The organism is Ruegeria arenilitoris (assembly GCF_013030985.1).
Lineage (GTDB): Bacteria > Pseudomonadota > Alphaproteobacteria > Rhodobacterales > Rhodobacteraceae > Ruegeria > Ruegeria arenilitoris_B.
In genome coordinates, this window is the sequence record NZ_WPYP01000009.1 from 57,828 (window position 1) to 78,606 (window position 20,779).

The window sequence follows — 20,779 nt, forward strand, 5'->3', positions numbered from 1 at the left end:
TGTGGCGCCATGACGTTGCACCCTCGTTCCATCACCCTGACTTCGCCCGAAGAAACAGCCCGGTTCGCCGCCCGGCTGGGGGCGGAATTGCGCCCCGGCGACGTGGTGCTGCTTGAAGGTGTCATCGGCAGCGGCAAGACGCATTTCGCCCGCAGCCTGATCCAATCCCTGATGACTGTGCCCGAGGATGTGCCCTCGCCCACCTACACGCTGGTACAGGCCTATGACACACCGGCCGGCGAGATCTGGCATTGCGATCTCTACCGGCTGAGCGCCGTGGAAGAGATCGAGGAATTAGGCCTGACTGAGGCATTTGATAAAGCCATCTGCCTGGTTGAATGGCCCGACAAGCTGGGTCCGCTGACCCCTGAAACCGCCCTGAAACTAAGCTTTGAAACAGACCCTGATACGATGGAAAACCGTCACCTGACCCTGTCGTGGTCCGATCCGAAATGGCCCCAAAAACTGGAGAGCGCCGCATGACTAACAGGGCCGTGCTGGCCGAGGCGCTGATAGCACAAACACCATGGGCCAACGCAAGGCGCGCGCCACTGGCCGGGGATGCCTCGAACCGCCGATACGAGCGTCTGACCGATCCCGAAACCGGCCGAACCGCCGTGCTGATGGACTCCCCTCCGGGCAAGGCCGAACCGGTCGAGGACTTTGTCCGCATGGCGAACCATTTGCGGTCCATCGGCCTGAGCGCGCCCGAGATTTACGCCGAGGACACGGAATACGGCTTTCTGCTGCTGGAAGATCTGGGGGACAACCTGTTTGCCCGCATCCTGAAGCAGGATCCAAAGATGGAGCGGCAGCTATACGAGGCTGCAACCGATGTCCTGATCGCGCTGCATCAGGCCCCCACCCTGTCTCTGCCCTCATACGGCCCATCACTGATGACCGAGCTGGCGGCGCTGTCCTTCACCAAATACGCGCAGGCGGTTTTGGGTCAGCACGACGCGGACGCGCGGGAACAATTCGAACACCGGTTTTCAGACATTCTGCATCAGGAAACTTCGGGTACCAAAGTGGTGATCCAGCGCGACTACCACGCCGAGAACATGATCTGGCTGCCGGACCGTGAAGGCGTGAAACGGGTGGGTTTGCTGGACTTCCAAACTGCCATGCTGGGCCATCCGGCTTATGACCTTGTTTCGATGTTACAGGATGTCCGCCGCGACGTGGCTCCGGGGACCGAGATGCGGATGGTCAACCGCTATCTTAACGCAACTGGCGTGAACGATCACGACTTCCGCACCGCTTATGCGGTGCTGGGGGCGCAGAGAAACCTGCGGATTCTGGGCGTGTTTGCCCGTCTGGCGACGGAATACGGCAAACCTCAGTACGTTGATCTGATCCCGGCCACATGGGCGCATCTGATGCGCGATCTGGACCATCCTGCGCTGGCCACCGTGGCCGATCTGCTGCGTACGGCCCTGCCCGCGCCAACCCCGGAAAATCTGGACAGGCTCAGACAGACATGACCCGACCTTCCGAAGCCGTGATGCTGTTCGCCGCCGGGTTTGGCACCCGCATGGGCGCGATGACCAAGGATCGCCCCAAACCTCTGATCGAGGTCGCGGGCCGCCCGCTGATCGATCATGCGCTGGATTTGGTGAACGATCTCGGACCTGATCGCGTGGTGGCCAACCTTCACTACCTGCCCGATCAGCTTGAGGCGCATCTGTCGCCCAAAGGCGTACTGTTGTCGCGTGAAGAGCCCGAGATTCTGGAAACGGGCGGCGGATTGCGGGCCGCTTTGCCCCTGCTGGGACCGGATCCGGTCTATACCCTGAACACTGATGCGATCTGGGCCGGGCCGAATCCTTTGACCCTGCTGCGCGATGCCTGGGATCCTGATCGGATGGACGCATTGCTGATGTGCATTCCGACCAACCAGACCATCGGCCACACCGGCAAGGGAGATTTCACCGCCGATGCCGAGGGACGGATCACTCGTGGCCCCGGCCTGGTTTATGGCGGGGCGCAGATTCTAAAAACCGAGGGGCTGACGGCTATTCCGGACAAGGCATTCTCGCTGAACCTGCTGTGGGACCAGATGCACAGCCAAGGGCGTCTTTTCGCGGCCACCTATCCCGGTCTCTGGTGCGATGTGGGCCGCCCCGAAGGGATCGCCTTGGCCGAAGGGCTGATCGCGGATGTTTAAGCCCAGCGCCACGCCCCGCGTCTTTGCAGTACCGCCCGGATCGGATTTTCCCAAAGCGCTGGTGGATGGGCTTCACCTTCGCAGCGCCGAACGCCCGCCCGAGGCCTTGGCCCGGGTGCAGCTTGTCGTGAACACCCGCCGCATGGCGCGTCGTGTGCGCGATCTGTTCGATCAGGGGCCAGCTTGTCTGCTACCGCGGCTTTCACTGGTCACCGATCTTGGGGAAAGCGTCGATCTGGCGCAAATCCCCCCTGCAATCCCGGCCCTACGACGCAGGTTGGAACTGACGCAACTGATCGCCAAGCTGTTGGAACAACAGCCTGATCTGGCCGCGCGGTCCTCGTTGTTTGACCTGTCCGACAGTCTGGCCGCGCTGATTGACGAGATGCAGGGCGAAGGTGTCTCCCCCGATACGATCCGTCAGTTGGATGTCAGCGATATGTCCGGTCACTGGGCCCGCGCGCAGGCGTTTATAGGGATCGCCGATCACTTCATCGACTCCGGTCCCGATGCGTTGGACGCGCAGGCGCGGCAGCGGCGCGTGGTGGAGAACCTGATTGACCGCTGGCAGGTAGCGCCACCGCAGCATCCCGTGATCCTTGCAGGCTCGACCGGATCGCGCGGCACCACGCTGATGTTGATGGAGGCGGTCGCCCGTCTACCCCAGGGCGCGCTGATCCTGCCCGGTTATGATTTCGACCAGCCAGACCATGTCTGGCGGGGATTGGACGAGGCGTTGACCTCGGAAGATCACCCGCAATACCGGTTCCGCAAGCTGATGACACAGCTTGACATGCAACCCGGTCAGATCGCGCCTTGGACTGATGCGCCCGCCCCCTCACCTGCCCGTAACAAGCTGATTTCACTGGCCTTACGCCCTGCCCCGATCACTGATGCATGGATGTCCGAAGGCCCTCAGCTGACCGATTTGGACAGTGCCACGCAAGACCTCACCCTGGTCGAGGCGCAATCCCCACGAGCCGAGGCGCTCGCCATCGCTCTGCGTCTGCGCGAGGCCGCCGAAACCGGCCAGACCGCCGCCTTGATCACCCCAGACCGGATGCTGACCCGTCAGGTCAGCGCCGCGCTGGATCGCTGGAACATCCTGCCCGATGACAGTGCCGGCCTGCCGCTGCAGCTGTCCCCTCCGGGACGGTTTCTGCGCCATGTGGCGGGTCTGTTCGCTCGGCGGCTTGAGGGTGAGGCGCTGTTGACCCTGTTGAAACACCCGCTCTGTCACGGTGGCGGTGATCGTGGTGCGCATCTGTTACATAGCCGCGATCTGGAACTGGATTTGCGACGGTATGGCCCTCCGTTCCCAGACAGCGCCAGCCTGATCGCGTTCGCCATCCGCAAAGAAGTGCCCGAAGGCTGGATGCGCTGGCTCACCACGCATTTTTGCGACCAGCATGTGACGGGTGAGCTGCCCTTGTCGGATTGGGTGACCCGCCTGCGTGTATTGGCCGAAGCGATTTCAGCCGGTAACGAGGGTGAAACCGGACCGCTGTGGGAGAAGAACGCAGGCCAAAAGGCGTTGAAGGTTCTGACGTCGCTGGAAGGCGAGGCGCAGCATGGCGGCCCGATGACCGCCCATGATTTTGCCGACTTGCTCGGCGCGTTACTGGCCGGTGAAGAGGTTCGCGACCGCGACGCGCCGCATCCGCACATCATGATTTGGGGCACGCTTGAGGCACGGGTGCAGGGGGCCGATCTGCTGATCCTTGGGGGCCTGAACGAAGGCAGCTGGCCCGAGGCCGCCGCGCCCGACCCCTGGCTGAACCGTCAGATGCGCGACAAGGCCGGGCTGTTGCTGCCCGAACGCCGCATCGGCCTGTCTGCCCACGACTTTCAACAGGCTGTCGGCGCGCCCGAGGTCTGGTTGACACGAGCCACCCGGTCGGACGACGCCGAAACCGTGCCCTCGCGCTGGCTGAACCGGATGACGAACCTGTTGCAGGGCTTGCCGGGGCAGGGTGGTCGAGCTGCTTTGTCGGCGATGCGCGCCCGGGGTCAGACATATTTGCGTTGGTCCGAACAACTCGAGGCCGCACCGCGGATCGATCCGGCCCCGCGCCCATCTCCGCGCCCGCCGGTCGCCGCGCGCCCACGCCGTCTGAGTGTCACCGAAATCAAGCGCCTGATCCGCGATCCCTATGCGATTTATGCCAAGCATGTGCTGCGGCTGCGGCCTCTGAACCCTTTGGTGCAGGCCCCGGATGCCTTGCTGCGTGGGATTGTCATCCATGAAATACTCGAACATTTCGTCAAGGACAGCGTGTTGGACGGTGCTTTGCTGACGCGCGAGAATTTCCTGAAGCGCGCCGAGACATTGCTGGATCAGCATGTCGCCTGGCCCACAGCCCGCAAATTGTGGTTGGCCCGGCTGGAACGCATTGCCTACGATTTCCTGACCGCCGAAACCGCCCGGCGCGGCGATGGCGGACCGGTGGCCTTTGAAGCCGCAATGAAACTGGTGCTAAGCCCGCTGGATTTCACCATCGCGGGCAGGGCGGACCGGATCGACCACAACAGTCGCGGCGCGCTGCGGATTGTGGATTACAAGACCGGCACACCTCCGACCGAAAGCCAGCAGGCCAAGTTTGACAAACAGCTGCTGATCGAGGCGGCGATGGCCGAGCAGGGCGCCATCGAAGGCATTGACCCGCTCCCCGTAGCCGAGGCTGTCTTTATCGGCATGGGCGGCACCTATAAGGAGGTCACGGCCCCATTGGCCAAAGAGCCGCCCGACAAGGTTCTGGCTGAGCTGAAAGAGCTGATTTCTGCCTATTTAGAGCCTGATCAAGGCTTCACATCGCGCCGGATGCTGCACAAGGACACCGATATTGGCGACTATGACCATCTGGCCCGTTTCGGCGAATGGGACCGCACCGATGAGACCGATCCCGAGGTGCTGAAATGAAGGCCCGCAACGACGCAACCGAACGGCAGGTGCAGGCGGCGCGGCCCGATGCCTCGACCTGGCTGGCGGCCAATGCGGGTTCGGGCAAGACGCGGGTTCTGACCGACCGGGTGGCACGGTTGCTGCTGGGTGGGGTACAGCCGCAGCACATCCTCTGCCTGACCTATACCAAAGCCGCCGCCAGCGAGATGCAGAACCGCCTGTTCAAACGGCTGGGTGAATGGGCGATGTTGGCGGATAACGCGCTGCTGGCCCAACTAACCGATTTGGGCGTGCCCGGAGTGATCGACCCGGACCGGCTGGCGCAGGCCCGCACGCTGTTTGCCCGCGCCATTGAGACGCCGGGCGGGCTGAAAATCCAGACGATCCACTCGTTTTGCGCCTCACTCCTGCGGAGGTTTCCGCTGGAGGCTGGGGTCAGCCCGCAGTTTTCCGAGATGGAAGACCGTGCTGCAGCCTTGTTGCGCGAAGAGATTGTCGAGGATTTCGCCGAAGGCCCGCAGGCCGCGCTGATCGAAGATGTGGCGCGATTTGTTACTGATACCGGTTTTGAGAACCTCACCGCAGCCATCACCCACAAACGCAACCTGTTTGCGCAGTCGCTGAATTGGCCCGATCTGTTGCTCCGCTTCGACTTGCCAGAGGGGTTCGACGAAGACGCCCTGCAAGCCCGCGTTTTCATGGGTGGTGAGGTCGAGTTGATCCGCTCAATCCTGCCTGCGCTAACTGAAAGTGGCGGCAACAACGCCAAGGCGGCTGCCAAGCTGTCGGCCTTCACCGAGGCGCGGATCAGCAGCCTTACTGTACTGGAAAGCGTGTTTCTGACAGGGAAATCCGCCAAGGAACCCTTTACAGCCAAGATAAACAGCTTCCCGACCAAAGCCCTGCGCGAAGGCGCGTTGGCCGAGCAGATGCCGCAACTGGAATCCCTCATGCTGCGCATCGAGGCCGCGCGTGAGCAGCGATTGGCGCTGGTTGCGGCGCGCAAGACCCATGTGCTGCACCGCTTTGCGGCCGCCTTCCTGCCGGAATATGAACGGCGCAAGCAGCTGCGCGGCTGGCTGGACTTCGACGATCTGATCCTGCGCGCGCGGCAGGTGCTGAACGACCCGGCGGTTGCGGAATGGGTGCTGTACCGTCTGGACGGTGGCATCGACCACATTCTGGTGGACGAGGCGCAGGATACCAGCCCTGACCAATGGGATGTGGTCGAGAAACTGGCGCAGGAATTCACCAGCGGGGAAGGGGCCCGATCCGGGGTCGAGCGCACGATTTTCGTCGTTGGTGATAAGAAACAGTCGATTTATTCCTTTCAGGGCGCCGACCCGCAGGCCTTTGACCGGATGCAGCAGGAGTTTGGGCGCAGACTGGCGGAATCAGGCTCTAAACTGTGGGATTCGACGCTGGAATACTCGTTCCGGTCCTCTAGTGCGATCCTGTCTCTGGTCGATATCCTGTTCGAAAACCGGGCCGAGGCCGGGTTTCACAAGGACAGTCTGCACCGTGCGTTCAAGGCGGATCTGCCCGGTCGGGTTGATCTGTGGCCGGTGATCGAAAAGGTAGATGAAGACGATGATGGCGACTGGACCGACCCGGTTGATCGCCCCGGCGCGCGGCACCACACCGTCATTCTGGCCGAGAAGGTGGCCCAGTCGATTAAGGACATGATCGACCGCCGAGAGACGATCCCCGAGGATGGTGACACGCCCGGCACATTCGTGCGCCGCAAGGTGCAGCCGGGGGATTTCCTGATCCTCGTTCAGCGCCGATCCGATCTGTTTGCCGAGATCATCCGCGCCTGCAAGGCCCTGCGTCTGCCCATCGCCGGGGCTGACCGGCTGAAAGTGGGTGCGGAACTGGCCGTAAAAGACCTGGCCGCGCTGCTCAGCTTTCTGGCCACGCCCGAGGACAGCCTGTCATTGGCGACCGTGCTGAAGTCGCCTCTGTTTGGGTGGACGGAACAGCAATTGTTCGATCTGGCGCATCGGCGGCAGGAGCAATTCCTGTGGGCGGCTCTGCGCCATCGCACCGAAGAGTTTCCGGAAACGCTGGAAATCCTCAACGACTTGCGCGGTCAAATCGACTTTCTGCGCCCCTACGACCTGATCGAACGCATCCTGACCCGCCATGACGGCCGGCGGAAGCTGCTGGGGCGCCTGGGGGCTGAGGCCGAGGATGGAATCAATGCGCTGCTGTCGCAGGCGCTGGCGTATGAACGGACCGATATCCCCAGCCTGACCGGCTTTCTTGTGTGGATGCAGACCGACGATCTGGAAATCAAACGGCAGATGAGCGGCGTCGGCAACATGATCCGAGTGATGACTGTGCATGGGTCGAAAGGGTTGGAAGCGCCGATTGTGATCCTGCCGGATACCGGCAAACGGCAGGCCCCGCGCGACGCCGAGATCATGGTGGGTGAGGGCACGCCGCTGTGGAAGGTCCCGGCGGATGCGTCACCAGCCCTGATCACACAAGCGCGGGCTGAGGCCCGGGCGCGGGAAGAGAATGAACGGCTGCGCCTGCTATATGTGGCTCTAACACGGGCAGAAAAGTGGTTGATCGTAGGAGCGGCGGGGGATGTCGGTAAGGACGGAACCAGCTGGTATCAGATGGTTGAAGCCGCGATGGCGCGGGCAGGGGCCACGCAACTGCCGGAGTCAGACACGTTGCGCCTGTCCCATGCCGATTGGGATACGCTGCCGATTGTCGAACATGCAGAACCCGAAATTACCCATACGCCGCTGCCGGATCAGTTCCTGAATCCTGCCACGACACCGGACCCCGCGCCGGAAACGATCAGCCCGTCTGATTTGGGCGGGGCCAAAGCCTTGCCCGGTGATTCTGGTCAGGATGAAGAGGCCGCCAAGCTGCGCGGCACGCGCCTGCACCTGCTATTGGAACATCTGCCATCAATTGCGCAGGAAAAATGGCCGCAACTCTGCGCCCGGGTTCTGCCCGATATGCAGGACACGGAGCGGCAGGAGTTGTTGACCGAGGCGCAAAATGTGCTGACGACAGAACATCTGCAAGCGGTATTCGCGGACGATGCGCTGGCCGAGGTTCCGGTCACCGCCGACCTGAACGGGCGGCGAATGCACGGGGTGATCGACCGGCTGATCGTGACCGAGAGCGATGTGCAGGTGATTGATTTCAAATCAAATGCCACGGTTCCCAACAGCCCTGCGACCTGCCCCGAAGGCCTGTTGCGGCAGATGGGAGCTTACGCGCAGGCCCTGGCCCAAATTTATCCGGATCGCGAAATCCGCACGGCGATCCTGTGGACCCGCACGGCCGAGCTTATGTGGTTGCCACACGATCTTGTGACGGATGCGCTGGCCGACACCCAGATATCTTGACCTCGGACAGCGGCGACCCTACGTTCTGTTCCCGAGTTTACCCCATTCAGGAGACATGAAATGTCGACCGTAGCCGTAACCGACGATACCTTTGACGCCGAAGTCAAGAATTCCGACATCCCCGTTGTTGTCGATTTCTGGGCCGAATGGTGTGGCCCCTGTAAGCAGATTGGCCCCGCTCTGGAAGAGCTGGCCGCTGAATACGGTGACAAGATCAAAATCGCCAAGGTGGACGTGGACAGCAATCCGAACGCAGCCGCAGCCATGGGCGTGCGCGGCATCCCGGCGCTGTTCATCTTCAAGGACGGTCAGGTTGTCTCGAACCGCGCTGGTGCGGCCCCGAAGGCGGCACTGCAAAGCTGGATCGAAGAATCCATCTGATCCAAGCGTATTCTGATCAACGGGCATCGCTGTGCGGTGCCCGTTTTTTATTGCCTATGTCGCGCTCGACCTTGGACCGATCCATTCCTGCGGCAATTTGAAAACCGGTCCGTTCGGCCTGTGCCGCCGGTCCAGAGGATGAGGGAACCGGGTCGCCGGGACCATCTGTTTCACGCGATCACGCCGCACAAAGGTGGCCTCGATCACGCGGGGAAAGGTTTCACCTTCGATATCCACCGTACCGGATGCGTTATTTGGGTGGATATGGGCGCAGACAAAACCGTCACTCAGCGCCGCCAACGCAGGATAGGCCCGCTGGAACGCAGCCGGCTTCATCAGGATCGACGGTATGCGGTGAAGTTCGAGCACCACAATGCGAAACCGGTTCAGAAGCGCGGCGGGCAGGGTGGACAGAACCGGATACTCGGCCGCTTCGATGTCCATCTGCAGGATCATGTCGCCTTCGGACGGCGCATATTCTGCCATCCAATCCTCAAGCGAGATCACGTCCGAACCCGTTTTGGCGGCCAGATGCTTCTTGACGAAAACCGCACCCGGAACGTTCAGCATCGGCTCGTCAACCGAACCATCGGCCATAAAAGACGGAATCCCGTGTTTCGCCAGATCCATTTCAAAACTGGATTGCAGGGAAACACCCGGTGAAAAACAGGCTACGATATCATCAAGATCATTGGGCAGAAGGTACCCACCATCGCCAAATTCACCCACGCGGACAAGCTTATACCCTAGATCATGGGGTCTGATGACTTCGGCAAGAAATGCCCGCCTATCAGCCGTTGTCATGTCAGGTCCGGGCGTGGTCAGCATGTGGGCTCCGACGAAGGTGATTTCTGTATGGTTCCATTGTCTTGTCATGTGCAGGTACGGAATGCCAGCGCTGTTTGGTTTCGGGGCACGGCGGAAGACGCTCTTTCCCTGATCGGTCCCGGCCTCATTTTGAAGTTTTTGTTTGAACGTGCCGGCGAATTCGGTTTGCTGTGGCAGCAAGCAAATGCGCAGAAGCAAAAGGGGCACAGATGGCAAAGACACGGGTTCTTGTTGAGTTCGGGATGGGCACGTCGCTGCGGCGCGAGGATTATACCGAGGCCGCGCTGCGGGCGATCAAAGACGCGCTGTGGCACAACTCGGTCAACATGGCCGAGCTGTTCGATTTTCCCAAAGAAGCGATGATCATCGATGCCGAGATTGGGGTGCAGAACCCCGATCAGGTGGACAAGGACGCGCTGAAAGCCGTCTTCCCCTATGGCCAGCCCAATATCACCGTCACGCAAGGCGGGTTGGATATCGAAAAACCGCATACCAAAGGGCGCACCGTCATTGCCAATGCGGCCGTCGTTGTCTCGTTCGACATGGAGGCCGTGGCATGACCGAAAAACGCATCATTCTTGAAATGGGCACCGGCAACGACCTTTATGGTCAGGATTATACCAAGGCGGCGCGGCGGGCGGTTCAGGATGCGCTGCACCATTCCTCGATCACCCTGTTTTCCAAACTGGGCATCGACCATGCCGAGATGCGCGTGCAAGTCACGATTGGCGTACAGGAACCAAGCCAAGTGGATTGTGATCTGGTCGCCGCTGATCTGCCCCGCGGCCGGGCCGAGGTACGGGCCGTCAAAGGCGGGCTGGACGTCGAGGATACCGACGCCGGAACCCGACATGTCGTGGCTACAGCCGCGATTGAGGCGTTCCTGCCCGACCTATCGGGCCAATACAGATTGTCCTGACAAAGAAAAAGCCGCTCGGTCGAGCGGCTTATCTTTTGCGGTCGTACTAATCGCGGATCAGATCTTGTCGATATCCGCGCGGCACAGGCCGATATCGTCCAGCTGTGCGTCGCTCAGCTCTGCCAAAAGCGCGCGTGTCTTGCGGGTTTCGTTCCATTCGGCTGCTTTTTCAAAAGCTGCGGTGAACGCGTCCACTACATGCAGGATGGTAGCTGCTCCGAGCGGCGCATGGATATTTGCGGTGGTTGCCATTTGCGCATTCCTTAAACTGAAACAGCCGACCCTTCGTCGGTTGTAAGTCTCATTTAGGACCAGATGCCGAGTCTCACAATTGCTAGTCCGGTAACCCCGATTTGCGATTCTTGCATATCTTTTGAGCAGTTTGAGAACTGTTGCGCTACGGACGGGTCCGGCCCATATAGGATGCCAGCGAAGAACGGAGGCCCTGATGGCAGACAGCGATTTTCCCGGTTGGCATGGCACAACGATCATTGGCGTCAAAAAGGGCGGCCAGGTGGTGATTGCCGGCGACGGACAGGTCAGCCTGGGCCAGACCGTGATCAAGGGCACCGCCCGCAAGGTACGCCGCCTGTCGCCGGGCGGGTTCGAGGTCGTCGCCGGGTTTGCCGGATCGACCGCCGACGCGTTCACTCTGCTGGAACGGCTGGAAGCCAAGCTTGAGGCCACGCCGGGGCAACTGGCCCGCGCCTCGGTCGAGCTGGCCAAAGACTGGCGCACCGACAAGTACCTGCAAAAGCTTGAGGCGATGCTGATCGTCACCGACGGCAAGGATCTGCTGGTTATCACCGGGGCAGGGGACGTGCTGGAGCCGGAACACAACGTGGCGGCCATCGGATCGGGCGGAAACTTTGCCCTCGCCGCAGCCCGCGCGATGATGGACAGCGACAAAGAGGCCGAACAGGTGGCGCGAGAGGCAATGGCGATTGCCGCCGATATCTGCGTCTACACCAACGGCAATCTGACGGTTGAGACGATTTAGGACGTTCTGCGTTTTATCCAAAAACAATATATCGAAATGCGCCTTCGACCGAAGGGAGAGGCAGCGTATTTCGATTCAAGTCAAACGCAAAACTGTCTCAGGCTAACAACGCCTTGATCTCTTTGCCTTTCCAGCGGCGGTGCATTCCGATCAGGCCAAAGATCGCGGCGATGATCACGATGTAATAGGGCACGCGGATATCGATGCTCATCAACCCGCCGCCGATCAGGGACATGACGCCTCCGGCGAGGCAGAAGACCGCCGTGGTCACCCCCATGACCCAGCCCTGATCCGTCTCACTGACGCTGGACGAGAATAGACCCAGCAGGGTTGGGTAAGAAACGCCGAAGAAGAAATAGAAGAAGAAGACCGGCACATAGCTCAGCACCCCGCTGGGGCTGAAGGCGAAGGCAAAGCCGCAGATCACCATGACGATCAGCGAGGTGTAGACGATCTGGTGCTTGCTGAACTTCTCCTGCGCCGGTTTCACCAGGAAGGTACTGGAAAAGGCCAGCGCAAAGCCGATCACCACCATCGCCACGCTGCCGCCGATTACGCCATAGCCAAAACGGCTGGTCAGGAAATTGTCGACGAATACGTAAAAGGTCACGTTGGCGATCATGAAGAACGAATAGACGGGCAGGATTTTCAGAACCATCGGGTGACCGCGCACCGCAATCAGGCTGTCGGTGATGTCGCGGGGGCGGAAGACAAAGGCCGTGCGTTCTGTGCGCGTGTCTTTGAAGAATGTCAGGACAAGGAAGATGGCGATCAGCACCAGAACGAAGGCGCCATAGAATGGCGTTTTCAGCGTGGCGACACTGCCCAGCAAGGCGGAGTCTGACAGAACGGCACCGATGATCGGCCCTCCGACAAGGCCAAAGCTGACGCCGGTCACGATATATCCCATGTTGCGGTCCCGGTCGGCGGCATCGGTGCTGCCGTCAATCATCGCCGCCTGCGCAATCGGCTGGTTGCCCGCCGTGAACCCGGTGATCGACCGGCCGAGGATCAGCAGCAGCAGGCTGTCCATATAAAGCGAGGCGATGGTGATGGCATACCCCGCCAGTGCACCGCCCAGACAGACCAGCAGCGCGTTCTTGCGCCCGATGGAATCCGAGACCTTCGAGACGTAGACCACCCCCAAAAACCACGACAGAAAAAAACACCCGATCACCAGCCCGTAATAGAAATGGCGTCGGCCATCGGGCGTGCTGTCGGGCAGGAACCCGGATTTGGTCTCCATGATCAATGAGTTGATGATGGGGAAAACCAGCCCTTGCCCGATCAGGTCGACGAATACCACAAACAGCAAGGTGATCTTGGCAATTTTGGTCATAAAATACGCCCCCGGTTCCAATACCTTGGGGCGAGTGTAACAGACGAAGCCTTTGTTACCTAACGGGGGGTCAGAGGCCGGGGGGTGTTGGCCTCTGACCAACGCGTTTACTTCAGAGAAGCAACACCCAGCGGAACACCGGCGACTTCGCACCAGATGTACACTTCGTTATAACCCGATGCATCCATGGTTGGCGGCACGGCATAGGATTGCTTGCCGGTCAGATGCAGCAATGCGCCCAGTTTGCTGTCGGGTGCATAGGCGCCGTCCTTGCCAAAGGCCACACGCGGATCAGGGCCACCGTCCAGCGAGAAGTCGTCACCCAGTTCTACAATGTAACGATCGCCATCTTTAACCAATTTCACCGAGCCACTGGTGATGTGGTTCGAACGGCCCTCGAACGTGCCTTTCTTCTTGGCGCCACCAGCCAATGCAGCACCGGTGCCGGTCAAAGTCAGGGCCGCGCCGGCGGCTGCAGCTTTCACAAAAAGCGAACGACGAGTCATCATGATGAGATATCTCCATTGATAGATGCAGGCAGCTTTGCCCGTCGAAAAAAGTTATGCCGCAGCGCATGCGTGGAAGGCGATTCACATCACCACGAAAATGCGTGTGCTTACCGTGAGTTGGCGTGATGTTTCCGTGATCGGCTTGTGTTTTCGCGTGGTATGATTAGGTTCCGCTGCGAAACAGACGGATAGATTTGACATGACCGACCTGACCCCGCGCGAGATCGTCTCGGAACTGGACCGCTTTATCATCGGGCAGAAAGACGCCAAACGCGCCGTGGCTGTGGCCCTGCGCAACCGCTGGCGGCGCAAGCAGCTGGCCGATGACATCCGGGATGAGGTATACCCCAAGAACATCCTGATGATCGGCCCCACCGGCGTCGGCAAAACCGAGATCAGCCGCCGTCTGGCCAAACTGGCCCGCGCACCGTTCATCAAGGTCGAGGCCACCAAATTCACCGAGGTCGGCTATGTCGGCCGTGACGTGGAACAGATCGTCCGCGATCTGGCGGACGCGGCCATCATCCAGACCCGCGAATACATGCGCGAGGATGTGAAGGCCAAAGCGCACCAGGCCGCCGAAGACCGCGTAATCGAAGCCATCGCAGGCACCGACGCCCGCGAAGGTACGCGCGAAATGTTTCGCAAGAAACTGAAGGCCGGTGAGCTGGACGACACGGTGATCGAACTGGAGCTGTCCGACAGCTCGAACCCGATGCCGATGTTCGATATTCCGGGCCAGCCCGGCAGCCAGATGGGCATGATGAATCTGGGCGATATCTTCGGCAAAGCCTTCGGCGGGCGCACCGTCAAGAAACGCATGACCGTCGCCGAAAGCTATGATGCGCTGATCGGGGAAGAGGCCGACAAGCTGCTGGATGATGAAACCGTAAACCGTGTGGCGTTGGAATCGGTCGAGCAGAATGGCATCGTGTTTCTGGACGAGATCGACAAGGTCTGCGCCCGCGCGGAAGCGCGCGGCGGCGATGTCAGCCGCGAAGGTGTGCAGCGCGACCTGCTGCCTCTGATCGAGGGTACCACCGTATCCACCAAGCACGGCCCGGTGAAGACAGACCATATCCTGTTCATCGCCTCGGGCGCGTTCCACATCGCCAAACCTTCGGACCTGCTGCCGGAATTGCAGGGTCGCCTGCCGATCCGTGTCGAGCTGCGCGCGCTGACCGAAGAGGATTTCGTACGCATCCTGACCGAGACCGACAACGCCCTGACCCTTCAGTACACCGCTCTGATGGGCACCGAAGAGGTCACCGTCAGCTTTACCGAAGACGGCATCGCTGCACTGGCGCGCATCGCTGCGGATGTGAACCAGACCATTGAAAACATCGGCGCACGGCGGCTGTACACCGTGATGGAGCGGGTGTTCGAGGAGTTGTCCTTTACCGCCCCCGATCAGGCCGGGGCCGAGATTGTCGTGAACGCGCAGTTCGTGGACGACAATCTGGGCGAGCTGACCAAGTCGACCGACCTCAGCCGTTACGTTCTGTAACACGGGCAGCCGGTTTTTGCCGCTCCCTTTGCCCCATGTCACTGGACGTGGGGCCAGAAATCGATAGCTTGGCGCAAAAGGTTCCGAGGGTTTTCCGTGCTGCGCTATTTTATCCTTTTAGCTGTTTCCTTGTCTTTGGCCGCCTGTGTCGACCGGACGATTACGGAAACCGTACCCTCGGCCCTGACCGTTGGCACGCCCCAGACCGTGTTTGCCAGCACAACCCGCGCCCGCGAGGCGGATGGGGCATACGGTTTCCAACGAGGCGAAACGCTGAAATTTCTGGAAACCAAGGTTTCGATCCCGCCAAATCACACGCCGGGAACGCTGAAGTTCTCTTACGCCAACCCGAATCCGCAGAAAGAGTTCGTGCTGGCGGGCGTTACTGAACTGGACGGGCCACAGGGATTGCGGCAACACCTGCGTGGGCAGGACGACGTCACGATCTTTGTGCACGGCTATAACTCGACCCAGACGGAAACCATCTTCCGCGCCGCGCAGTTGTCCCATGACATCGGCCTTCCCGGACAGATCTTTGTATATTCCTGGCCCAGCCGCGCGACTGGGTACGGTTATGCCTACGATCTGGACAGTATGCTGTTTGCCCGTGACGGGTTGGAACAGACCATCCGTGAACTGAAATCCATGGGCGTCAAACGGGTCGTTCTGGTGGCGCATTCGATGGGCAGTGCCCTGTCGATGGAAATGATGCGGCAGGCCGAATTGCAGGAACCCGGCTGGGCCAAACGAAACCTCGAAGGGGTTGTTCTGATCTCGCCCGATCTGGATGTGGACCTGTTCCGCTCACAGATGAAGCGGATCAAGACGCCCCCCGATCCGTTTGTGGTCATGGTGTCTCAGAAAGACAAAATCCTGAACATCTCGGCCCGCCTGCGCGGAACGGCCGAGGGCGAGCGGTTGGGCAATATCAGCTCAATCGGCACGCTGGCTGAGTTTCCCATCAACGTCATCGACACCACGGCCTTCAACAGCGATGCTCAGTCCTCGCATTTCGTGGCCGCGACCTCTCCGGCTTTGCTGGCGATCCTCAGTTCGGTCCGCCGCGTCAGCAATACATTCGGCCCGGACGAGCGCCCCGGCATTGACGTTCTGGTGCCGCGCAGCCAACGCAACCCGGATGGCGCGACCGAGATTGTACTGACGGAAACCGGCGAGGCCGAGGTGATCACTCCGTGACGCCGTTCAACCTGCGTCGGTATCTGATCGAAAATGCGAACTGGCTGAGCGCGGGTGTCCTTCTGACCTTTCTGTCCAGCTATGGGCAGACCTTCTTCATCTCGATCTTCTCGGGCCAGATCCGGGCTGAATTCGGCCTGAGCCACGGATCGTGGGGCGCGATTTATTCGCTGGGCACCACGGTGTCGGCCGTAGTGATGATCTGGGCGGGTGGGCTGACCGATATCTTCCGCGTGCGGGTACTGGGGCCGGTGGTTCTGTCCGGTCTGGCCCTTGCGGCTTTGGTGATGGCGACAAACAGCGCGCTGTTTCTGCTGCCCTTCGTGATCTTTCTGCTGCGCCTGTTCGGGCAGGGGATGAGCATCCACCTGGCGCAGGTCGCCATGGCGCGTTGGTTCACCGCAACCCGGGGCAAGGCGCTGTCCATCGCCTCGTTGGGTTACGCGATCGGGGAATCCCTGCTGCCACTGATCTTTGTGGCCGCGATGGCTTTTCTGGACTGGCGCTGGTTGTGGGTGATTGCCGCGGGGGTGACAATCCTGAGCATCCCGGTTCTGATAGGTTTGCTGCGGCAGGAACGCACCCCGCAGAGCCTGTCAGACGCTCACACCGCCACCGGCATGCAGGATCGGCACTGGACCCGGCGCGCGGCGCTGCTCCATCCGCTGTTCTGGTTCATGGCGCCAGCGATCCTGGGGCCATCGGCCTTCATCACAGCCTTCTTCTTTCATCAGGTCCATCTGGCCGCGGTCAAGGACTGGCCGCATATTCAACTGGTCGCTTTGTTCCCGGTATTCACCGGCGTTTCGATCCTGTCGATGTTTGCGGCGGGCTGGGCGCTGGATAAATGGGGCACCGCGCGGATCATGCCGTTCTACCAACTGCCCATGGCTATCGGCTTTGCCATCCTCTCGGCAATCGACACGATCAGCGGTGCCCTGATCGGCCTGATCTTTCTGGCCCTGACCGTAGGCGCAAACAACACCTTGCCCAGCGCCTTTTGGGCCGAGTTCTACGGCACACGGCACATAGGCGCGATCAAGGCGCTGGCAACGGCGGTTATGGTGTTGGGATCAGCCATCGGCCCGGCGCTGACCGGGGTGCTGATCGACCGGGGCGTATCGCTGGGTACTCAGTTCCTGTGGATCGCCGTTTTCTTTGTTCTGGTCTGCGTATTGGCCTGGACTGGTATCCGCCGTGCCCGGGCCGAGTTCTAGCGGTTGCGTCGCAGATAGACGTAATATGCCCCGTCCCCACCATGGCTGATATGAGCAGGCGTGACCTGCAGCACCGCCTGCGTCAGCGGCGGGATCGACAGCCAGTGCGGCACCTGATTGCGCAACACCCCGCGCGGTGTGGGAATGGGGCCGGGCTCATCCCGGTCCTTGCCCTTGCCGGTCACCACCAGAACCAGCCGCTTGCCCTGCGCCTGCGATGTCAGGACAAACCGGATCAGCGCCGGATGCGCCGTGTCGACCCGCATCCCATGCAGGTCCAGCTTCCCTTCGGGCTTGAGCTTGCCGCGTTTCATCCGCCCAAAGGCCTTGGTGTCCATCTGCACCGGGCTGGCCCGCAGATTGTCAGTGACCGAGGGTTTCAACGCATGCCGCACCGGCTTTACCTGCGCATTCTGGCCGACCTCGAACCCCTCCAGCCGGAATTTCGGCGCTTTGGTCGGCTTGGGCTTGGGCAGGGTGGTCGGATGCACCGATTGCGGCAGCTCGGGGTGCAGGCGTTCGGCCTGTTTGGTGACCTTGCGCCACAGCTCGATCTCTTCAGCGGTCAGTTTGCGGCGGGGCATCAGAATTCATCCGGGATCATGGCATAGGCGCGCTGGATCGGCAGCAGCAGGATCATCCGGCCCGGGTCCTTCAAACGTCCGGCGGCCTGTCCGGCCTCATCCCCGGTGCCGAAGAAGATATCCGCCCGCTGTGCCCCCTTGATGGCGGCGCCTGTGTCCTGCGCAATCATCAGCCGGCGCATCGGGTTTTTGCCGTCTTTTTCTACCCAGACCGGAGCCCCCAACGGCGTATAGGCCGGATCAGCTGCAATGCTGCGCAGGGTGGTGACAGACCGGTTCATTGCACCCAGCGGCCCGAATTCAGGCGCGACGCGGGTGACTTCGCGAAAAAATACGTAAGAGGGATTGTGGAACAGCAACTCAGCCCCAGCCTCGGGGTTCTTGCGCACCCAGGCCTTGATCATCTGGGCGCTGACCTGATGCGCGCCCAACGCGCCCTGCCGGATCAGTTCAGCCCCGATCGAGCGATAGGGATGACCGTTCGCACCGCCATAGCCCACCCGCAAAGCCCCGCCATCGGCCAAGCGAATACGGCCCGAGCCCTGGATCTGCAGAAAGAACAGTTCGACCGGGTCATCGACCCAGGCAATCTCAAGGCCCCGGTCGGTCATGGCCTCACCGGTCAGGATTTCCCGACGGCTCAACCATGGTCCCTCGGCCCGGGCCTCGGGGGGCATCTTGTAGATCGGGTATTTGAAACGGTCGGTCCGGGTGCGTGACCCGTCCAGTTCGGGTTCGAAATACCCCGTGAACAGCGCATCTTTGCCGTCTGCGACCAGAACCGGACGGAAGAACAGCTCAAAGAACGACCGCGCGGCGTCGGCCTCATAGGTCTGCGCCACACCGCACAGCGCGCGCCAATCCGGGTCATCCAGATCGCCACATGTGTTCAGAAAAACAGAAAGGGCCGCGCCGTGATCATCGGCGGCCCAGCCTTCAAGATCGTCAAACGACAGGATCGAGCGCGTCGCCTCGGCTCCGGCGGCGCTTGCGGTGGTCATCACGCCCACCAGTAAGAGCGACCGGAGTGCGGCAATCATGCGTCCGTGGCAACAAGCAGCCAGTTCGGATCGTCCGAGCCCATGACACGGGCAAAGGTCCAGCTGTCCTTTTGGCGTTTGACGGTGTTCGGGCTGCCTTCGATGATGTCGCCGCCGCGATCCCGCACGACCGAGGTCAGTTCACCCACGAATTTCATGGTGATCTCGGCCTGATTGGTATCCTTGTCGAACTTCGCATCTGCCAGCGAGGTTTCGCGGACACCAACGAACTCGGCTTCGATGGTCAGACCCTGATCTTCGCGGGCGGCCACGACAGACACGAAAGTGTCAAACACCTCTTCGGACAGGAAAGGCTGGATTTCGTCCAGATTTCCTTTTTCGAACCCCATGACGATCATTTCATAAGCACCGCGCGCGCCCTGCACAAATTCAGTGACCGAGAAGCTGGGCTCAACCCGCTTCATCGCGGCCAGGATCTGTGCCTCCTCGCTGTCTTCGGCGACATGGTCTGTGATGTCGTGATCCGGGCCGCCTTCGATCACCTCGAACCCGCGGCGGGCGTTCTGAGTATCGGGCTGCTGCTGCACCGGTGGTTTCTCAAAACCTTCACGCGTGCCCAGCACGCTTTTCAGGCGCAGGATCAGGAAAACGGCAATTCCGGCCAGGACCAGCAACTGGATCATCGGTTCGTTCATTTCATCCTCTTTTCAGACCGCGACTTTGTATACACGGCCTCATGCCACTATGTAGGTGACAGTTCGTGGCAAGTCCACCGCCCGGCCTCTGGTAAAGGATAACGCAAATGTACCTGTTCTTGGCATTTTTATTGGTCCCGATCATCGAGATCGCCCTGTTCATACAGGTTGGCGGTCTGATCGGACTGTGGCCCACCCTTGCGATTGTGGTGCTGACGGCCGTTTTGGGCACTGCTTTGGTCAGGACACAAGGTCGCATGGCGCTGGCCAATTTGCAGCGGTCCTTTGCCGAACTGGACGACCCGACCGAGCCGCTGGCCCATGGCGCGATGATCCTGCTGTCGGGTGTTCTGCTGCTGACACCCGGTTTTTTTACCGATGCGGTCGGTTTTGCACTGTTGATACCCGGCGTTCGGGTGGCGGTGTTCCGCTATCTGAAATCGAAAGTGACGATCACGCAGTTCCAGATGGGCACCGGCGCGCAGTTCCGCTCCGGTCCCACGCCGTTTGACGATGACGTGATTGACGGCGACTTTACCGAGGTCCGGCCGCGCCAGGATCCCTCAAAGCCATCGAAATGGGTCGAAGGGCCGCACCAGCATTGAGGTGCCGCGCCCAACTTGCTAAGCAGTGTCGAATTTCATTTTCGGAGTAGATCCATGGCTGACGAAAGCCCTGCAGAAAACACCGCGGCACAGGCCGCCCCGCAAATTCAGATGCGTGTTCTGGGACAGTTCATTCGCGATATGTCCTTTGAAAACGTGATGGCGCAAAAGGGCGTGTCCGGTGACGTTCAGCCCGAGATCGCGGTTCAGGTGAATCTGGATGCGAAAAAGCGTTCGGTTGAACATCAGTACGAGGTGGCGATCAAACTGAACCTCAAGTCGAAAGCCAAGGGCCTGGAGGACGTTCTGTTCCTGTGCGAGATCGACTATTGCGGGCTGTTCCACATCGAGGGCGTGGCCGAAGATCAGCTGCACCCGTTCCTGATGATCGAATGCCCGCGGATGCTGTTCCCGTTCCTGCGCCGCATCGTCAGCGACATCACCCGCGACGGTGGCTATCCGCCGGTGAACCTGGACAACATCGACTTCGTCGCGCTGTATCGCAACGAATTGATGCGTCGCCAGGCCGAAGCGCAGAAAACCGACGCCTGATT

20 protein-coding genes and 1 pseudogene are annotated in these 20,779 nt (G+C 60.7%); 14 read left to right on the forward strand and 7 right to left on the reverse strand.

The features are described from left to right. Nucleotides 1-9: 9 nt before the first annotated feature. The 6 genes and pseudogenes from tsaE to trxA all read left to right on the forward strand — a co-directional run. Complete coding sequence (tsaE, locus tag GOX88_RS17485) at nucleotides 10-483, forward strand: tRNA (adenosine(37)-N6)-threonylcarbamoyltransferase complex ATPase subunit type 1 TsaE (RefSeq protein ID WP_170404697.1); 474 nt, start codon at nucleotides 10-12, stop codon at nucleotides 481-483. Next, nucleotides 480-1,484 (forward strand): aminoglycoside phosphotransferase family protein, encoded by a 1,005-nt coding sequence (locus GOX88_RS17490; protein ID WP_170404702.1) that lies wholly within the window; start codon nucleotides 480-482, stop codon nucleotides 1,482-1,484. The genes tsaE and GOX88_RS17490 overlap by 4 nt, the downstream gene beginning before the upstream one ends. Beyond that, nucleotides 1,481-2,167, forward strand: coding sequence for a nucleotidyltransferase family protein (locus GOX88_RS17495; RefSeq protein WP_170404704.1), 687 nt, complete (start codon nucleotides 1,481-1,483; stop codon nucleotides 2,165-2,167). Before GOX88_RS17490 ends, GOX88_RS17495 begins: the two co-directional genes overlap by 4 nt. Next, a complete protein-coding gene (gene addB / locus GOX88_RS17500) occupies nucleotides 2,160-5,087 on the forward strand; it encodes a double-strand break repair protein AddB (protein ID WP_170404707.1) in 2,928 nt (975 codons plus the stop codon). Before GOX88_RS17495 ends, addB begins: the two co-directional genes overlap by 8 nt. After that, entirely contained in the window at nucleotides 5,084-8,443 is a 3,360-nt protein-coding gene (addA, locus tag GOX88_RS17505) for a double-strand break repair helicase AddA (protein WP_170404709.1), read from the forward strand. Before addB ends, addA begins: the two co-directional genes overlap by 4 nt. 39 nt (nucleotides 8,444-8,482) lie before the next feature. Further along, a pseudogene (gene trxA, locus GOX88_RS17510) lies at nucleotides 8,483-8,824 on the forward strand (thioredoxin); the annotation flags it as partial. A gap of 54 nt (nucleotides 8,825-8,878) precedes the next feature. Here the strand turns inward: trxA and GOX88_RS17515 are convergent. Next, nucleotides 8,879-9,652 carry a hypothetical protein gene (locus GOX88_RS17515; RefSeq protein WP_217354254.1) on the reverse strand — a complete coding sequence of 258 codons (774 nt, stop codon included), beginning with the start codon at nucleotides 9,650-9,652 and terminating at the stop codon, nucleotides 8,879-8,881. A 209-nt stretch (nucleotides 9,653-9,861) separates the two neighbouring features. Between GOX88_RS17515 and GOX88_RS17520 the strand changes: the two genes are divergently transcribed. Then, complete coding sequence (locus GOX88_RS17520) at nucleotides 9,862-10,212, forward strand: Lin0512 family protein (protein WP_170404715.1); 351 nt, start codon at nucleotides 9,862-9,864, stop codon at nucleotides 10,210-10,212. Further along, nucleotides 10,209-10,571, forward strand: coding sequence for a Lin0512 family protein (locus tag GOX88_RS17525; protein ID WP_170404718.1), 363 nt, complete (start codon nucleotides 10,209-10,211; stop codon nucleotides 10,569-10,571). The genes GOX88_RS17520 and GOX88_RS17525 overlap by 4 nt, the downstream gene beginning before the upstream one ends. Before the next feature lie 57 nt (nucleotides 10,572-10,628). Here GOX88_RS17525 and GOX88_RS17530 read toward each other — a convergent pair whose 3' ends face one another. Next, nucleotides 10,629-10,823, reverse strand: a complete 195-nt coding sequence (locus GOX88_RS17530) for a DUF1127 domain-containing protein (protein ID WP_170326102.1) — start codon at nucleotides 10,821-10,823, stop codon at nucleotides 10,629-10,631. Between the two features lie 196 nt (nucleotides 10,824-11,019). Between GOX88_RS17530 and hslV the strand changes: the two genes are divergently transcribed. Further along, a complete protein-coding gene (hslV, locus tag GOX88_RS17535; RefSeq protein WP_170404721.1) occupies nucleotides 11,020-11,571 on the forward strand; it encodes an ATP-dependent protease subunit HslV in 552 nt (183 codons plus the stop codon). 97 nt (nucleotides 11,572-11,668) lie between these two features. Here hslV and GOX88_RS17540 read toward each other — a convergent pair whose 3' ends face one another. Together GOX88_RS17540 and GOX88_RS17545 are read right to left on the reverse strand one after the other, a co-directional pair. Then, on the reverse strand, nucleotides 11,669-12,910 hold the full coding sequence (locus GOX88_RS17540) for an MFS transporter (RefSeq protein WP_170404724.1): 1,242 nt from the start codon (nucleotides 12,908-12,910) through the stop codon (nucleotides 11,669-11,671). A 107-nt stretch (nucleotides 12,911-13,017) separates the two neighbouring features. Beyond that, nucleotides 13,018-13,419 carry a DM13 domain-containing protein gene (locus GOX88_RS17545; protein WP_170404727.1) on the reverse strand — a complete coding sequence of 134 codons (402 nt, stop codon included), beginning with the start codon at nucleotides 13,417-13,419 and terminating at the stop codon, nucleotides 13,018-13,020. A 199-nt stretch (nucleotides 13,420-13,618) separates the two neighbouring features. On the opposite strand from GOX88_RS17545, the gene hslU reads away from it, so the two are divergent. The 3 genes from hslU (at nucleotide 13,619) to GOX88_RS17560 (ending at nucleotide 17,340) form a co-directional block, all read left to right on the forward strand. After that, the gene (hslU, locus tag GOX88_RS17550) at nucleotides 13,619-14,926 is read left to right on the forward strand and encodes an ATP-dependent protease ATPase subunit HslU (protein ID WP_170404730.1); all 1,308 of its coding nucleotides are present in this window, start codon (nucleotides 13,619-13,621) and stop codon (nucleotides 14,924-14,926) included. A gap of 96 nt (nucleotides 14,927-15,022) precedes the next feature. Then, the gene (locus tag GOX88_RS17555; protein ID WP_170404733.1) at nucleotides 15,023-16,123 is read left to right on the forward strand and encodes an alpha/beta hydrolase; all 1,101 of its coding nucleotides are present in this window, start codon (nucleotides 15,023-15,025) and stop codon (nucleotides 16,121-16,123) included. Next, nucleotides 16,120-17,340, forward strand: a complete 1,221-nt coding sequence (locus GOX88_RS17560) for an MFS transporter (protein ID WP_170404735.1) — start codon at nucleotides 16,120-16,122, stop codon at nucleotides 17,338-17,340. Before GOX88_RS17555 ends, GOX88_RS17560 begins: the two co-directional genes overlap by 4 nt. Here GOX88_RS17560 and GOX88_RS17565 read toward each other — a convergent pair. Genes GOX88_RS17565 through GOX88_RS17575 form a run of 3 tightly spaced genes read right to left on the reverse strand, consistent with a single transcriptional unit; the run spans nucleotide 17,337 to nucleotide 19,620 of the window. Continuing rightward, nucleotides 17,337-17,924: a Smr/MutS family protein gene (locus GOX88_RS17565; protein ID WP_170404739.1), complete on the reverse strand. Its 588-nt coding sequence runs from the start codon at nucleotides 17,922-17,924 to the stop codon at nucleotides 17,337-17,339. The two genes, GOX88_RS17560 and GOX88_RS17565, sit on opposite strands and share 4 nt — an antisense overlap. Next, on the reverse strand, nucleotides 17,924-18,964 hold the full coding sequence (gene mltA, locus GOX88_RS17570) for a murein transglycosylase A (RefSeq protein ID WP_170404742.1): 1,041 nt from the start codon (nucleotides 18,962-18,964) through the stop codon (nucleotides 17,924-17,926). The genes GOX88_RS17565 and mltA overlap by 1 nt, the downstream gene beginning before the upstream one ends. Continuing rightward, a complete protein-coding gene (locus GOX88_RS17575) occupies nucleotides 18,961-19,620 on the reverse strand; it encodes a Tim44/TimA family putative adaptor protein (RefSeq protein WP_170404745.1) in 660 nt (219 codons plus the stop codon). Before GOX88_RS17575 ends, mltA begins: the two co-directional genes overlap by 4 nt. 107 nt (nucleotides 19,621-19,727) lie before the next feature. Between GOX88_RS17575 and GOX88_RS17580 the strand changes: the two genes are divergently transcribed. Together GOX88_RS17580 and secB are read left to right on the forward strand one after the other, a co-directional pair. Next, the gene (locus GOX88_RS17580) at nucleotides 19,728-20,225 is read left to right on the forward strand and encodes an FxsA family protein (protein ID WP_170404748.1); all 498 of its coding nucleotides are present in this window, start codon (nucleotides 19,728-19,730) and stop codon (nucleotides 20,223-20,225) included. 54 nt (nucleotides 20,226-20,279) lie between these two features. Continuing rightward, nucleotides 20,280-20,777, forward strand: coding sequence for a protein-export chaperone SecB (gene secB, locus GOX88_RS17585; protein ID WP_170404751.1), 498 nt, complete (start codon nucleotides 20,280-20,282; stop codon nucleotides 20,775-20,777). The last annotated feature ends 2 nt before the right edge of the window (nucleotides 20,778-20,779 follow it).